At 41.3% G+C, this 15275-nt stretch carries 17 protein-coding genes; 11 read left to right on the top strand and 6 right to left on the bottom strand.

What is annotated here, in order from left to right; translation table 11 throughout:
• Positions 1-227: 227 nt before the first annotated feature.
• The 8 genes from M0C34_RS21175 to mnmE all read left to right on the top strand — a co-directional run bounded on the left by M0C34_RS21175 (position 228) and on the right by mnmE (position 6449).
• On the top strand, positions 228-986 hold the full coding sequence (locus M0C34_RS21175) for an amino acid ABC transporter substrate-binding protein (RefSeq protein WP_248713622.1): 759 nt from the start codon (positions 228-230) through the stop codon (positions 984-986).
• Complete coding sequence (locus tag M0C34_RS21170; protein WP_248713621.1) at positions 986-1654, top strand: amino acid ABC transporter permease; 669 nt, start codon at positions 986-988, stop codon at positions 1652-1654. The genes M0C34_RS21175 and M0C34_RS21170 overlap by 1 nt, the downstream gene beginning before the upstream one ends.
• A 1-nt stretch (position 1655) precedes the next feature.
• Positions 1656-2402 (top strand): amino acid ABC transporter ATP-binding protein, encoded by a 747-nt coding sequence (locus tag M0C34_RS21165; protein WP_248713620.1) that lies wholly within the window; start codon positions 1656-1658, stop codon positions 2400-2402.
• 223 nt (positions 2403-2625) lie between these two features.
• Positions 2626-2760, top strand: a complete 135-nt coding sequence (gene rpmH / locus M0C34_RS21160; protein WP_016400276.1) for a 50S ribosomal protein L34 — start codon at positions 2626-2628, stop codon at positions 2758-2760.
• A gap of 37 nt (positions 2761-2797) precedes the next feature.
• A complete protein-coding gene (rnpA, locus tag M0C34_RS21155) occupies positions 2798-3118 on the top strand; it encodes a ribonuclease P protein component (protein ID WP_256469305.1) in 321 nt (106 codons plus the stop codon).
• The gene (gene yidD, locus M0C34_RS21150) at positions 3088-3342 is read left to right on the top strand and encodes a membrane protein insertion efficiency factor YidD (RefSeq protein ID WP_248713618.1); all 255 of its coding nucleotides are present in this window, start codon (positions 3088-3090) and stop codon (positions 3340-3342) included. Before rnpA ends, yidD begins: the two co-directional genes overlap by 31 nt.
• 7 nt (positions 3343-3349) lie before the next feature.
• Entirely contained in the window at positions 3350-4993 is a 1644-nt protein-coding gene (gene yidC / locus M0C34_RS21145; protein WP_248713617.1) for a membrane protein insertase YidC, read from the top strand.
• Positions 4994-5084: 91 nt separating this feature from the next.
• Entirely contained in the window at positions 5085-6449 is a 1365-nt protein-coding gene (mnmE, locus tag M0C34_RS21140) for a tRNA uridine-5-carboxymethylaminomethyl(34) synthesis GTPase MnmE (RefSeq protein WP_248713616.1), read from the top strand.
• 592 nt (positions 6450-7041) lie between these two features.
• Here mnmE and M0C34_RS21135 read toward each other — a convergent pair.
• The 6 genes from M0C34_RS21135 to M0C34_RS21110 all read right to left on the bottom strand — a co-directional run bounded on the left by M0C34_RS21135 (position 7042) and on the right by M0C34_RS21110 (position 10367).
• Positions 7042-7377, bottom strand: a complete 336-nt coding sequence (locus tag M0C34_RS21135) for a hypothetical protein (RefSeq protein WP_137673550.1) — start codon at positions 7375-7377, stop codon at positions 7042-7044.
• Between the two features lie 544 nt (positions 7378-7921).
• Positions 7922-8080, bottom strand: a complete 159-nt coding sequence (locus M0C34_RS21130) for a hypothetical protein (RefSeq protein ID WP_248713615.1) — start codon at positions 8078-8080, stop codon at positions 7922-7924.
• Between the two features lie 73 nt (positions 8081-8153).
• Complete coding sequence (locus M0C34_RS21125; RefSeq protein ID WP_137673549.1) at positions 8154-8492, bottom strand: hypothetical protein; 339 nt, start codon at positions 8490-8492, stop codon at positions 8154-8156.
• A gap of 28 nt (positions 8493-8520) precedes the next feature.
• On the bottom strand, positions 8521-9192 hold the full coding sequence (locus tag M0C34_RS21120) for a DUF7424 family protein (RefSeq protein WP_221075431.1): 672 nt from the start codon (positions 9190-9192) through the stop codon (positions 8521-8523).
• Between the two features lie 46 nt (positions 9193-9238).
• Entirely contained in the window at positions 9239-9574 is a 336-nt protein-coding gene (locus tag M0C34_RS21115) for a hypothetical protein (RefSeq protein WP_137673547.1), read from the bottom strand.
• Between the two features lie 361 nt (positions 9575-9935).
• Positions 9936-10367 carry a TetR/AcrR family transcriptional regulator gene (locus tag M0C34_RS21110; RefSeq protein ID WP_221075429.1) on the bottom strand — a complete coding sequence of 144 codons (432 nt, stop codon included), beginning with the start codon at positions 10365-10367 and terminating at the stop codon, positions 9936-9938.
• A gap of 355 nt (positions 10368-10722) precedes the next feature.
• Here M0C34_RS21110 and M0C34_RS21105 point away from each other — a divergent pair, with 355 nt between their 5' ends.
• The 3 genes from M0C34_RS21105 to M0C34_RS21095 are packed head-to-tail and all read left to right on the top strand — an operon-like array spanning position 10723 to position 15249.
• The gene (locus M0C34_RS21105; RefSeq protein ID WP_137673546.1) at positions 10723-11025 is read left to right on the top strand and encodes a hypothetical protein; all 303 of its coding nucleotides are present in this window, start codon (positions 10723-10725) and stop codon (positions 11023-11025) included.
• A 30-nt stretch (positions 11026-11055) separates the two neighbouring features.
• Positions 11056-12126, top strand: a complete 1071-nt coding sequence (locus M0C34_RS21100) for an efflux RND transporter periplasmic adaptor subunit (RefSeq protein WP_137673545.1) — start codon at positions 11056-11058, stop codon at positions 12124-12126.
• Between the two features lie 48 nt (positions 12127-12174).
• On the top strand, positions 12175-15249 hold the full coding sequence (locus tag M0C34_RS21095) for an efflux RND transporter permease subunit (protein WP_256469304.1): 3075 nt from the start codon (positions 12175-12177) through the stop codon (positions 15247-15249).
• Positions 15250-15275 lie beyond the last annotated feature (26 nt).

Here is a 15275-nt window from a genome sequence, read left to right as displayed (position 1 = left end):
TCGCGACTCCGCGTTATCACCAAAAAGACCGTCTATTTTATAACGGAAGCCGCTTAAACTCTAGGTTTCTTATGAATTATTCACAAGCAGATAACAAATATGTGAATAAAACTAGATTGGCCATATAACAGCTTAGTTATTTGATATAACCACAGTGTATTTGTGCAAGTTTAAACTCTAGAGTAGAATTTTTATCCATACACAACCACTCAAATAGACTAATCCACATGAAACTACTAAAGAAATCACCATTACTCATTGGTTTACTACTAATTAGCCTTGCACCATGGTCAGCATTTGCGCAAGAAACAGTCAAAGTAGGCATGTCTGGTCGCTACTTTCCTTTTACCTTTGTTAAGCAAGATGAATTACAAGGTTTTGAAGTAGATGTATGGAACGAATTAGCTAAGCGAAATGATTGGAAAGTTGAGTTTATCACTTCAAACTTCTCGGGATTATTTGGCATGTTGGAAACGGGCCGCGTGGATACCATTTCAAACCAGATCACCATAACTGATGAACGTAAGGCTAAATACCTATTCTCTTCCCCTTATGTGGTCGACGGCGCTCAGATAGTTGTACGCAAAGGTAACCAGGAAATTACCGGCATCGATGATCTGAAAGGAAAAAAGGTAGCCGTTAATCTGGGCTCTAACTTTGAGCAACTCCTGCGTAAATACGATAGCGAACAGCAAATCAATATTGTGACTTACGATACAGGTATTGAACAAGATGTAGCACTGGGTCGCTCAGACGCGTTTGTAATGGACCGTGTATCATCACTGGAGCTAATCAAAAAATCTGGTCTACCCTTAGCATTAGCAGGTCAGCCTTTTGAAACAATCGAAAATGCGATGCCATTTAAAAACAATGCCACTGGCCAAGCACTGCAAGCTAAAGTGAATGCCAGCTTAGAAGCAATGCAACAAGACGGTAGCCTAAGCGCTATTTCTAAAAAATGGTTTGATGGGGACATCACCAAATAATGTCACAATTTGACTTTAACTACATGTTGGAACTGTTCCCAATACTGTTCAAGTATTTGGGAACCACCATGGAAATGGCTGCAATTGCAGCCGTTTTTGCCTTGATACTGGCCTTAGCCTTAGCGCTTTTCCGTGTCTTTAAGCTGCCTATTCTAAATCAGTTTGCCGTGGTGTTTATCTCATTCTTCCGCGGCACCCCACTGTTAGTACAACTATTTATTTTGTATTACGGCTTACCGCAAATATTTCCGATAATGATCGGCTTAGATGCGTTTAGTGCTTCGGTCATCGGTTTGAGCCTGCACTTTTCTGCCTATAAAGCAGAAAGCATCCGCGCTGCGATTAACTCGATCGACAAAAGCCAATGGGACGCCTGCTACGCCTTTGGAATGACTAGGCTTCAAGCACTAAGGCGAGTAGTACTGCCGCAAGCCTTACGCACCGCATTGCCATCGCTAATGAACTATCTCATCGACATGATCAAGAGCACCTCGTTAGCATTTACTTTGGGCGTGGCAGAAATCATGGCTAAAGCGCAAATGGAAGCGTCTAGCAGCTTTAAATTCTTTGAATCATTTTTAGCTGTTGCCCTTATCTATTGGGGGGTTGTTGCCATATTTACCCAAGTTCAAAATGTCGCTGAAAAGCGTTTATCCAAGGCCTATTAAGATGATAAAACTGAGCAATATTGAAAAAGCCTTTGATGGACAAATAGTACTTAACGGTATCGATCTTGAGGTAAATGAAGGCGAAGTTGTGGCTATCATCGGTCCTTCAGGTACAGGGAAATCTACCCTATTACGCTGTATTAATTATTTGGAACAGCCTGATCGAGGAGACATTTCGGTTGATGATCTTTGTGTCAAAGCTGAACGTCACCAACAAAGTGAAGTATTAGCTTTACGTAGAAAATTGTCTTTTGTATTTCAAAACTACTCGTTATTTGCCAATTTTAATGCTTTGCAAAACATTGCAGAACCGTTAATTACGGTATGGAAACAACCAAAACAGCAGGCCTATGCCACGGCCACTCAAATTTTGAGTGATATAGGGCTGGCAGATAAAGCGAATCATTACCCGAGCCAACTATCAGGCGGTCAACAGCAACGGGTAGGCATTGGTCGTGCAATGGCAACACATAGCAAAGCGATTTTATTTGATGAACCGACCTCGGCGCTCGATCCTGAGTGGGTAGCAGAAGTGCTCGCACTGATCAAACAACTGGCCTTACAAAAACAAACGATGATTATTGTTACCCATGAAATGGCTTTTGCCCGCGAAGTGGCCGATCGCATTGTGTTTATGAGTGATGGTGAAATAGTTGAGCAAGGCAGCCCTGAACAACTATTTAAACATGCAAAAGATCCAAGAACTCAACAGTTTATATCAAGTATCGTTAAGCGTGGAGCGTTCTAATTACTACGATCTATTGCACCTTTATATAGACCTACTATAATGCCGCGGAAGATCCAAAGGATCTTTTTATATTCCACAAACTAGATTAAACGATATTTAGTTTGACTTAGAAGAGGTGAATGATTAGAATTTCGCCTCTTTTTTTACCCGATGCATAAACCTCTATGGTTAACCTGCATCGATTTTACTGTACAGTAAAAACTAGCTAGCAAGAGTAATAACTATGAAACGTACTTTTCAACCAAGCGTACTAAAGCGTAAGCGTAGCCACGGTTTTCGCGCTCGCATGGCAACTAAAAACGGCCGCCAAGTTTTGGCTCGTCGTCGTGCCAAAGGTCGCGCAAGTTTGTCTGCATAATTAAGTGCAAAGACATTCGTTCGGCAGGGAGTTACGTTTGTTAACTCCCATGCATTTTAAACACGTATTCTCCAACCCCGTTCGTGTGGGTACTCCTCAACTCACTATCCTTGCAAAAACCAATACTTTATCTCATCCTCGTTTGGGTTTAGCTGTTTCCAAAAAAAGCATTAAACTTGCCGTAGGCAGAAATAGAGTTAAACGTTTAGCAAGAGAAAGCTTTCGTCTGCATCAGCATCAGTTACCCGCAGTAGACATAGTTGTAATTTCCAAGAACGGTATTTCAGATTTAAGTAATCAAGAACTGATTAAGCTTCTGGAGAAATCATGGCGAAGACTAACGCGCCGTTGCGAATAATCGCAATTATGCCCATTAAGGCTTATCAATATGTGATAAGCCCTATGCTTGGCCCGCGCTGCCGCTTTACGCCATCGTGTTCAGATTATGCAATTGAAGCAATTAATTTGCACGGTGTGATAAAAGGTTGTTGGTTAGCAAGCCAACGTCTATTAAAATGCCATCCTCTACATCCTGGCGGGCATGATCCTGTTCCAGGTTCCAAAAAAACTAATAGTGATTAACTAAATTATGGAATCTCAACGCAATTTACTAATAATTGGGTTGCTGTTTGTAAGTTTTCTTATCTATCAGCAATGGCAAAAAGACTACGGACCACAACCTGTAGTAACAACTGCAACCAATACCGCAACCACAACGGCTGCGAATGCAAATAGTGATGTGCCAGCAGGTGCAGCATCTCTCGACGATTCAGCTTTAACTCAAGCCGCAGCAGCAACTGGCCAGTTAATCACTGTAACGACAGACGTATTAAAACTTAAAATTAGCGCGCAAGGCGGTGATGTAGTGAGTGCGGAACTATTGGCTTACCCAATAGAAGAAGACTCTCCTAACCCCTTTGTGCTGTTAGAAGATAACGCTAACTTTACCTACATTGCGCAAAGCGGTTTGATTGGCCGTGATGGCCCAGACGCAAATGCCAATGGCCGCCCTGTTTACCAAGTCAGCAGTGATAGCTTTCAGCTAGCCGATGGCAGTGATGAATTAGTGGTAGCGCTTAGTTATCAAGACCAAAACGGAAATAGCTTTGTGAAAAGCTTTACCCTTGCTCGTGGTAGCTACGACGTAAAAGTAGACTTTGATATTACCAACAACGGTGATAACAACCTAAGCCTGCAGCAGTACAGCCAAATTAAGCAAACTGAAAAAGAGCATAGCTCTAGCATGGTAATGCCAGTGTACCGCGGTGGCGCATACTCTAGCGATTCAACCCGCTACTCAAAGTACAGCATTAAAGACATTAAAAAGTCTAACCTAAACGTAACCACTACCGGTGGTTGGGTGGCAATGATGCAACACTACTTTGTGACCGCTTGGCTACCAAATGCAGACCAAACTAACCAATTGTACTCAACCAGTAATAACGGTTTTGTATTCATGGGTTACAAGGCGCCAGCTGAAATTGTAGCGCCAAGCCAAAGCATTAAGTTAAGCAGTGCATTGTGGGTGGGTCCTAAGCTACAGGCAGAAATGGCTGAATCAGCGCAACACCTAGACCTTACCGTAGATTACGGCTGGTTATGGTTTATTGCACAGCCACTGTCTAAGTTACTTAAGTTCTTCCACAGCATCGTGGGTAACTGGGGTGTCGCTATTATTCTTATCACCTTCACCGTAAAAGGTTTGTTGTACCCGCTAACTAAAGCGCAATACACCTCAATGGCGAAGATGCGTTTACTGCAACCTAAAATGGCAGCACTACGTGAGAAGTTTGGTGACGACCGTCAGAAAATGTCGCAAGGCATGATGGAGCTCTACAAGAAAGAGAAAGTAAACCCATTGGGTGGCTGTTTCCCTATCTTGCTACAAATGCCTATCTTTATTGCCCTGTACTGGTCGCTAATGGAAAGCGTTGAATTGCGTCATGCACCATTCTTTGGCTGGATTACTGATTTATCAGTACAAGACCCGTTCTACATTTTGCCAGTACTAATGGGTGTGAGCATGTTCTTCATTCAGAAGATGTCTCCAACCACCGTAGCTGACCCAATGCAGGCTAAAATCATGCAGTTTATGCCGGTTATCTTTACCGTGTTCTTCTTATGGTTCCCTGCTGGTCTAGTACTTTACTGGTTGATGAGTAACGTGGTAACGCTGATTCAGCAAACCATTATTTACCGTAACCTTGAGAAAAAAGGTCTGCATAAACGCTAAACACAAACTTTAGCAACAATGCTAAAATGCCATTCAGTGAAAGCTGAATGGCATTTTTTATTTTTGACGGGTAACTTCAGAGAGAGTCAGCATGAATTCAAATGATACGATTGTGGCACAAGCTACTGCACCAGGGCGTGGCGGCGTGGGTATTATTCGTGTATCAGGTCCTATGTCACAGCAGGTGGCAGAAACACTACTGGGTAAATGCCCGGCTCCTCGTTATGCCGACTACCTAGCATTTAAAAACCTTCAAGGTGATACGCTTGACCAAGGCATAGCCTTGTTCTTCAAAGGCCCACATTCCTTCACCGGAGAAGACGTACTAGAACTGCAAGGCCATGGCGGCCCTGTGGTGATAGATATGCTGATCCGTGAGATTAGCCAAATTAACGGCTTACGCATGGCCCGCCCTGGCGAGTTCAGTGAACGCGCATTTCTCAACGATAAGCTCGATTTAGCCCAAGCAGAAGCCATTGCAGACCTTATTGAAGCCACCAGTGAGCAAGCCGCTAAAAGTGCCTTACAATCGCTTCAGGGCGAGTTTTCTAACAAAATACATCACTTGGTAGAAAACGTGACCCGCCTGCGAATATACGTTGAAGCGGCGATAGACTTTCCTGAAGAAGAAATTGATTTTCTTAGCGATGGCAAAGTGCAAGCCGACCTATACGCGATTATCGAAGACCTAAGTCAAGTGCAAGCCCAAGCTCGCCAAGGTTCTTTGCTGCGCGAAGGCATGCGTGTTGTTATTGCCGGTCGCCCCAATGCCGGTAAGTCTAGCTTGCTGAATGCCTTAGCGGGTAAACAAGCCGCCATTGTTACCGATATTGCTGGCACCACCCGTGACGTATTACGCGAGCACATTCATATTGATGGCATGCCTTTACATATTATTGATACCGCCGGCTTACGTGACGATGCCGATGTCGTTGAACAGATTGGAATCGAACGAGCTTGGGACGAAATCAATCATGCTGATCGGGTGTTATTTATGGTGGATGGCACCACCACTGATCAGCTCGACCCGCTAAAAATATGGCCAGAATTTGTCGCCAAGCTACCTGAAAATATTGGTATGACAGTAGTGCGTAACAAAGCCGATATAACCGGTGAAGACCTCTCAGTAGTGATGGATCATGGCCACCCAGTTTATAAACTTTCAGCCAAAACAGAGTTAGGTTTAAGTGAGCTAAAAGACCACCTCAAAGAGTGCATGGGTTTTAAAGGCAACATGGAAGGAGGGTTTATGGCCCGACGCCGCCACCTCAACGCCATTGAATTAGCCGCTGAGCATTTAGATAACGGTAAAACTCAACTAGAAGTTTATCAAGCAGGTGAATTACTGGCTGAAGAACTGCGCTTAGCACAACAACACTTAAGTGAAATTACCGGTGAATTTAGTTCTGATGACTTACTTAGCCGAATATTTACCAGTTTTTGTATCGGAAAGTAAAGTGGGCAAACAAGGGAAATTAACGGCAAACAACGACAACTAAGCTACTGATTTTATTAGACCTCACTGTTCGTTAGTTTTCATTAGTTTCCGTTATTTTCTAATTATGGTCCCCAATTGGGGACTAAAATGAAAATTTCTATTGAAAAACGTACACTTAGAGTAAACAAAACAAGAGCTTTACGACTTATTTATGATTACGGTTATATCTCTGACTTAAAGGGTAAAACCCGGCCACAAGAAAACCGATTGAGGTTAGTTAGCCAATAGCACTAAGTACATTGATAAGACGTTTAACAAAACTATTCATACTTATCTCTTTCTACTACGAACATCTCTTCAATTTGTTTGATCATCTTGTTGTGAGACTTAACGATGCTGTTGTGTATTGTTCCTGTGATGATTAGAAGTATTGCGCATGCGGCTGATACTCCGGAAAATGCGAACCAATCTACATGATGCAGTTTTAGGCCTGCAAATAGGAATACTAAGCTTAAGTAAAGTAGGCTATAGCCTATGTTTAATCTAGTTGAGTTTTTCATAGTGGGGATCTCTTGCTTAAAAAGGTCTCCGTAGAGGCCATGATTAGTTATTATTGGCTAGCTGCTTTGAATGCTTTGCCTGCATCCGAGATTGCTTGGTCTACTTCTTTACATGAACCAGTTACCCTAGCAGAACGTTCTTTTAGCAATGAATCGCTAGCATCTTTATCACCGTTCAGTTCAGCCGATACAATAGGGGCCATCATAGCCATTCCCATAGCCATACCTAAATCGGCCATTGAATCGACTTCACAGTTATTCTTAAGATAAACGTAATTAGCCATATAACTCATTGCCGCTTCCCCTTTCGGTGATAACTTGGTTTCACCACAACCCGTTAGAACAAGAGTTGTTGTAAATGCTGCGAAAGTTAATACATTTTTCATGTGTGCGGTTTCCATTTAGGTTGATTGGCCTCAAACGAGACCGTAGTTATAGAGTTAAATTTGTTATGAATGTTATTACTGGTTCAGCATCAAAACCGCATACAAGCAGCAAGGTTGCCAACAAGTTGTACTTCATTTGTTCCCCGCTATTGGATGCCTAACATCTGTAGACTCATATACATAAAAAGGTTGTGGTTACTTGGCACTTCAAGCAATTAGTAGTGTTTAATTATCTGGTGGGTTGATCATTCAGAGCCGCAGTGTCTTTACTACTGGGTTATAGCTAACCAATGCGCCTTGGTTTTCGTCCCTGATTTTTTTCTGTTTTGAATCAGGGGTTGCTTTGGCATCGCTAATACATAGGCCTAGCGTTAATAGAGTTACTATTACGAAGTAAGCTATGACATATTTAGTAATTGCTAACATGTGTTGTTTTCTCTCTGGTTTATTGCCGCCCCCACTATTGAGTGGCTATTACGCTTTACTTAGCGCCATACACTTCAGGTCTTTAATTAGTAGCAACTTTGTAAACAATCGTTTGGGTTTATGTGGGTGAAAAACCTTTGATAATGGTGGTGTGAACGTGGCTAGAAGTAGTGGTAGGGATCAGTTTTGGATTGGCTGAAAATGCTTTAACCGGCATAAATGCTGCTACCAGCAAAATAACGATAATTGTTATTTGAAGTATTCTAAGTGCTTTCATTTTTATGTCGCCCTGGTTATTTGAGGCTAACTATTTAGTTAGATGGTTAGTTAGCCATTCGAAGAGTTAGTTATTAAGATTTAGGGCGGGTAAACAATACAAATAAGCCTAAAATGATGTCACCTATAACCCAAATGCCTGATATAAGCATTGCCCCGATACCCGTACCAATAGCTGCCCCTGCTGCCTCGGCACCTTCTAAACTATCCATAGTAGTGGTTGCAGCGTCCATACCTGCAAACATCCACCAAGCCATAAATATGTTAAATAAGATGAACGACCACTTGATTAGCTTGCCGAAGATAGAGCGTTTAGGCTTATTGATTAATGAGCCACAGCCAACACATTTATGAGATGTTGAAGCTATTTCTTTTGAACAAGTTGGGCAGTTTATTAAAGTAGTTTTAGACATTGTGTTCTTCTTGGTTAGATAGGTTTAACTATTTAGTGATTGTTGCGAAATGTGTGTAACCATGAGTAGTGAGGGCATCAGCTCCAACTGAGCCAGTTCTTATGTAGAACGAGCCTTTAGGTTTAATTGTGTAGCCTGCTTCTTGATACGGCGTGAAGCTTTTTCCTGTATAGATATAGACACCTTTCGAACTTGCTTCTACTAGTTCAGTTGTATCGTTTACTAGCTTTACGTTAAAGGTTGGTTCAACTGAATCAAGTTCACCAGTGCGGGCTTTCAAGCGTTGTTTGAGCTTATCAGATACCATAAGCAACACTTTACCGTCGGCTAAACCTAACCCTAATTCACGTTTATTCTTTGAACTATTCATGCCCCCTTGTTTCGTGATCAATTGGGTTTCGATGTTATATGTAACAATTGAATCGAATGCGTACTTGCTAGTTGCTTTGCATGATACAAACTCATGCTCACGGGCAAACAAGTTCCACATCATTCCATTTGCTTTACTCAATGAATCGGACTCGGCACCTGTTTCGCGGTCTTTACATGAACCATCGATGGTAATTTTTGCTTGAGAAGTAATGACCGTATCGTTTAGCTCTAAGTTGCTAACTTGGCTAATGTTTACAGGCACGATAACCTCGGCATCGCAGCCAACTAGGACAATAACTAACGCTGATAAGGCGAGCAATTTATTCATGTTTTCTCTCTGTTCGGCTTTCCCTCTTTCGAGGGTTTAGGGTTTGCTATTTGCTAACAGCTTTAAATGCTTTACCAGCGTCTTTAATAGCTTGCCTAACGTCACCACATGAACCCGTGATTAAGGCTTGTCTCTTGGCTAAGAATTCTTCATTTCCTTCTTTATCTTGGCCTAGTTCGGCTAACAGCACTGGGCTTACCATTACTACGCCCATAGCCATACCTAAATCTTCCATACTATCTATTTCACAATTGTCCTTTAGATAGTTGTAGTTAGTTAAATAGTTAACAGCAGCTTCACCTTCGGCTGATAATGTAGGCTCACCACAACCGGTTAGTATTAGAGCGAAAGATAGCGCTGTAATAGCTAATATGTTTTTCATTTTGATACTTCTCTATGGATTAAACAGCGCCCAGTTCAAGAGCGACTTGCTTTGCTTGTTTCCAACAATCTTACTGCTGAAACTTAGTTGCAAACTTTGCAACAAAACTACGACACCCCACAAAAAAGGACAGCGTCCTTTTTATATTGTGTTGTATGAAAATGGTTGTCAAGAAAAATCACTTTAAGCATCGAAACTTAAATTAGGAGCTACCAATATGAGTGTTAACCATTAGCAAATACTTAAGTACTCAAGCTGATGATTCAACCGAAACCAAGTTTGAGAAAGTTTGGTTTCGGTTAATTAGTATGGGAGTTATTCGAATGTTTTTAAGGAAGCGGGGGGAACTTTACGCGCTTTTTTAACTGTTTATAACGGAAAATCCAACACACATATACACACACCGCTTAACATCTTCCGGGTGCCCATTGATGGTATCGAATAAACCTTTTACACCGTCTAACTTTGGGATGATTGGTCCCACAGACAATATAGCCGCTTTAAATTGTGCGTTTGTATTGAACGAATCCACCCAAGAATTATAAAAGTCGGTGGTGGAGTCAAAATTAAGAGGCTCTTTAATCATTTGAATGTAAATCGGCGCTAGCTGTGCTGCTATGTCAGATTTTCTCTTAAAATGGGCATTAATCCCAGACTTAGAAATGCCCGCCGTTTCAGCTATATGTACAAATGTAGCTTTATCAAACCCTTCACTCATGGTTATTTTTAAGGCTGCATCAATAATCTTAGCTCTGGTTCGTTCCGATTTTATACTCATTAAATTGGCCGGCATTTTGTTGTAACTCTTTGTCACTATGTTTTTCAATAGTAGCACTAGCAATATTTACTTTACTAGACCGGCAAGACTTTTGACCTATACGATTCTTTTGAATTGATGATCATAAAATTAAAGCAACCTTTGTGTAAAAGTTAGTCAAAAATCTGTTGACCCAGCAGCAGCATCACTCTATTATCCACCCACAAAAAGGACGCCATCCTTTTTGTGGGTGGATAATAGAAAGCTAGTGTACTAACTCACTTCTTGCCCTATTTGCATAACCAAAAACTCACCTTGCTAAGAAACCTCAAAGGGGTCTTACATTTCTCACTCAATAATGGCCACAGTGCTTGGTCTATATGGAAAAAGAATGAAAAAATTTATTGTTTTGTTGGCCTTAATGACTCCTATGTTGGTTAACGCCAGCGAGCAAAAAGACGCAGGAAAAACCTTTGCGCAAATAACCGCCTGCCATTTAGCTGGTGAAATAGATAAATCAGATAAAGATGCAGCAAACTTTAAAGTGATAGCTAGGTACAAAATTGCTAGCCGTAACCATTGGTGGAAAAAAGACATGAAAAGAGCACAAGAGAAGGAGTTCAGACGCTTAGACAATACCAACAAATTAGAACTCGCAATTATGTGCGGCATCATCGAAAACAAGTGGTTATAGAACAGTTATCTATTTTAAAGGGGGTTAAAAATGTTTCATAGCGCGGGTTTTCGACTAATAACGGTAACTGTTTTTATAGCGGGTATGCTTGCTTGTAATGGTGAGGACTCTATGCGTCCACTAAATGAAGATGTTCGTCCCGTAAAAATAATGAAAATTTCAGTTGCTGGCGACAAGGAAGTATCTATATTTCCAGCAATCATTAATGATAATCGCCTTGTTGATTTAAGCTTTACATCAGGCGGTAAAGTTATTTCTCTTCCGGTAAAAAATGCACAATTCGTGAAAAAAGGAGAGGTGATTGCAAGCCTTGACCAACGCGAACTGAAAAATAGCCTAAACAAATTTAAAGCTCAATTTAGAAGTGCCGAAATTGAGTACAATAGAGCGCGGCAATTATCTAAAAACAATGCTATTTCCCAAAGCGCTTTGCAAGAACGTTTAACTGAACGCGACGTAAAGCAATCCCAATTAGACAGTGCCCTACAAGCCATAAATGATTCTGTTTTAACCGCGCCATTTGATGGCGTTATTGCTAAAAAAATGGTCGATAATGGGCAAACCGTATCAAGCGCTCAGGCTATAGTGAAGTTTATTGGCGGCGATACTCAAGAAGCATCTATCGACATGCCAGCAAACTATTTAGCGGAATTATACCAAAGCACAAATAAGCAAAATAATACCAACACTTTTATTGTTCTTGATATTGCCCCAGAGAGAAAAATTGCCGCTTATTATCGAGAAGCCACCTTATTGGCAGATAGCGCAACACAAACTTATAACATTACTTTTGAGTTTTCAGCTCCTAGCAACTTGTTAGTTCTTCCAGGAATGAATGCAACCATCGAAATACACACGTTGGCAGACCATTCGGAAAATCACCCCCTAATACCATTAAGCGCAATAACAAGTGATGGCAGTGATGCTTACGTTTGGGTAGTAAATAGTGAAAACATGACGGTTACGAAACGGAAAATACACATAGCAGAAGGTGTTGGTGAAATGCTCGCTGCTACATCAGGAATAGCAAAAGATGAACTAATAGTCAGTGCGGGAGCGACCTACTTATACGAAGGGATGAAGGTAAGAAAATGGAAATAATCTTATTGAGTCATTTTGTAAAAGTTATCCGTGAGCAGGCGAGAACTAATGAATATTGCTGAATTTACAATAAAAAATACAGTGTTGAGCGTTATTGTTATGTTGTTAACAATAGTTGGTGGATGGCATGCCTATCAAAACATGGCGAGGTTCGAAGACCCTGAATTTACGATTAGACAAGCTGTTATTGTTACTAGCTATCCTGGCGCAAGCCCTCATGAAGTCGCGCTGGAAATTACCGAACCTTTAGAAAAAGCCATTCAACAGTTAGCCGAAGTAAAGACTATTGAATCTGTTTCAACCTATGGAAAGTCTGAAATAAACGTAGAAGTAAGATATGACGCGTCAAAAACTCGAAGTGATTTACAGTTAGTTTGGAACAAACTGCGTAATAAAATCAGTGATACTTCGTCAGCTTTACCAACAGGCGCCGGTAAACCTTATGTGGCAGATGACTTTGGTGACGTATTTGGTCTGCTCTATTTTGTAACGGGCGACGGTTATTCAAACGCAGAGTTAAAAAAATACGCAAAAACCTTACAGAGTTCATTGCTACAAGTAGACGGTGTTGCTCGAGTTACCCTTGACGGGTTACAAAAAGAAGCCATTTATGTCGAGATATCGAATCAAGATGCTAAAAGGTTAGGCTTAGCTATTTCTAATGTTGTTAGCCTACTGTCTCAACAAAACGCAGTGGTTTCGTCGGGTAACGTTAAAGTTGGTAATAAGCGCTTAGTTATAGACCCAACCAATGTTGTTGACTCGGTTGAGTCGATTCAAAACCTCCTTATAAGCACCGACGCAGACGGTAAACTTATTTATCTCAAAGACATCGCGCGAGTGTGGCGCGGTTATAGCGAACCAGAAGAAAAAGAATATCTATATAACGGTAAACCTGCTGTGGCTATTGGTATTTCAGGCCTACTAGGCAGCAACATCGTAAAAATTGGTTCAGATATTGACTCCAAGGTAGCAGAAACCAAAAACCTAAGACCACTAGGAATTGAATTACATGAGTTTTATCACCAAGGTAAAATTGTCGATTCGTCAGTTGAAAACTTTGTAGTGAATGTGATTGCGGCACTGGTGATAGTGATTGTAACCCTGCTTATTTTTATGGGCTTTAAGTCAGCCATTGTTATTGGCGCGATTTTGCTTTTGACTATTTTTGCCACACTTGCAACGATGAATTTTGTTGATATTCCTATGCATCGCATTTCATTAGGTGCGCTCATTATTGCCTTAGGAATGATGGTAGACAATGCGATTGTTGTCACCGAAGGGATATTGGTAGGTATTTTAAATGGTACTAAAAAATTAGCCATTGCCAAACAAATTGTTAAACGCTCAGTTTGGCCTTTGTTGGGAGGAACACTAGTAGGAATTATAGCTTTTGCTCCCATTGGCTTCGCCCCTGGTTCAACCGCAGAATATACCGGTCACCTGTTCTGGGTAATCCTTATTTCTTTAATGTATAGCTGGTTATTTGCTATTACCTTAACGCCGCTATTCTGCTTCTGGTTGTTCAAAGAATCTTTGGGTGACAATCTTAGCCAACAAACAGATAGCCGCTTCTCTACATTATACAAAAAATTACTTTACGCCACTCTCCAGCAACGCTTTATTGTTGTAGTGGGAGTTGTTGCGCTGTTTTGTGCCTCTGTATGGGGATTCCAATTTGTTAAACCGGGCTTTTTCCCTGCTTCTACGACGCCTATGTTTGTTGTTGATTACTGGCTTCCACAAGGAACCGATATTACTAAAACAAAGAAAGATATAGAAAGCCTAGGGAAGCATATTCAGTCTTTAGAAGGAGTAAAAACTGTACAAGCGTCGATTGGTGGAGGCGTACCGCGTTTCATGCTTGTATATGCCCCAGAGTCACAAAACTCTGCTTACGGCCAATTATTAATACGTACCCAAGATGACAAAGTTATCGATGGGTTACTTGTCGATATTCAACGCTATATTGATAACGCCTACCCTGATGCCCAAGGTAAAACATGGAAGTTTGTATTAGGACCTGGTGGAGGTTCACGCATAGAGGCAAAATTTAGTGGCCCTGCTCCTAAAGTATTGCACCACCTTGCTGACCAAGCCAAAGCAATAATGGCCGAAGATGGTAAAGCCTTATCTATTAAAGATGATTGGCGGCAAGCTATTAGCGTAATCGAGCCTATTTACGCAGTTCAAGCAGCCCAAAGAGTAGGTGTATCTAGAGAAGACTTAGCCTCAGCGCTAGAGACTAACTTCTCAGGAATGAGAATAGGTACCTACCGCGATAACGATGAGCTGATCCCAATTATTGCCAAAGCACCGAAAGCTGAGAGCAACAGCGTTACCGATATCAAAAACTTACAAGTTATTAGTTCTATCACCGGAGCCAGCGTACCTATTGGTCAAATAACTAACGGGTATAGAACGGTTTGGCGTGATGGTTTAGTAAGGCGAGTTGACCGCCAATGGGAAATTAAGGCGCAGTCAGATCCTGTTCCCGGTGAGCTTACAACCGATCTATTCAATCGCATAAAACCAAAAATTGAAGCGATTGACCTCCCAGAAGGTTACGCCTTGAAATGGGGTGGAGAGTATGGAGATTCTAAAGAATCTAATGACAATTTGGCATCAACCATTCCATTAGGTCTTATTGCGATGGTGATTACTGTTTTTGTGTTGTTTGGCTCGGTGAGGCAACCAATAGTTATTTGGCTGGTAGTACCTTTGGCCTTGATCGGAGTGTCTACAGGCTTGTTAGCCACAGGAACACCAATGGAGTTTATGGCTATTTTGGGCCTTCTGTCGTTGTCTGGCTTACTAATTAAAAATGCCATTGTGTTGGTTGACCAAATTGATTTAGAAATTATTGAAGGGAAACCAAGGCACGATGCAGTTGTTGACGCAGCGGCCAGCCGAGTTAGACCCGTAATGATGGGAGCATTAACCACAGTGCTAGGGGTTATTCCTTTATTCTTTGACGCATTCTTTAAATCGATGTCAGTTGTATTGGTATTTGGGCTTACTTTCGCGACCTTACTCACCTTAATTATAGTGCCTGTACTTTATGCCATTTTCTTCAACATAAAAGCTACTGAAAGTACAAAAAATCTTAATTTAACCCTCTAAAAAAGAGTCACTAAAATATCCATTCA

The sequence above is a fragment of the Agarivorans sp. TSD2052 genome (assembly GCF_023238625.1).
In the GTDB taxonomy this organism is placed as follows: Bacteria; Pseudomonadota; Gammaproteobacteria; order Enterobacterales; family Celerinatantimonadaceae; genus Agarivorans.
The sequence above is the reverse complement of the archived record's forward strand: the minus strand, read 5'-3'. Positions and strand labels throughout refer to the sequence as shown.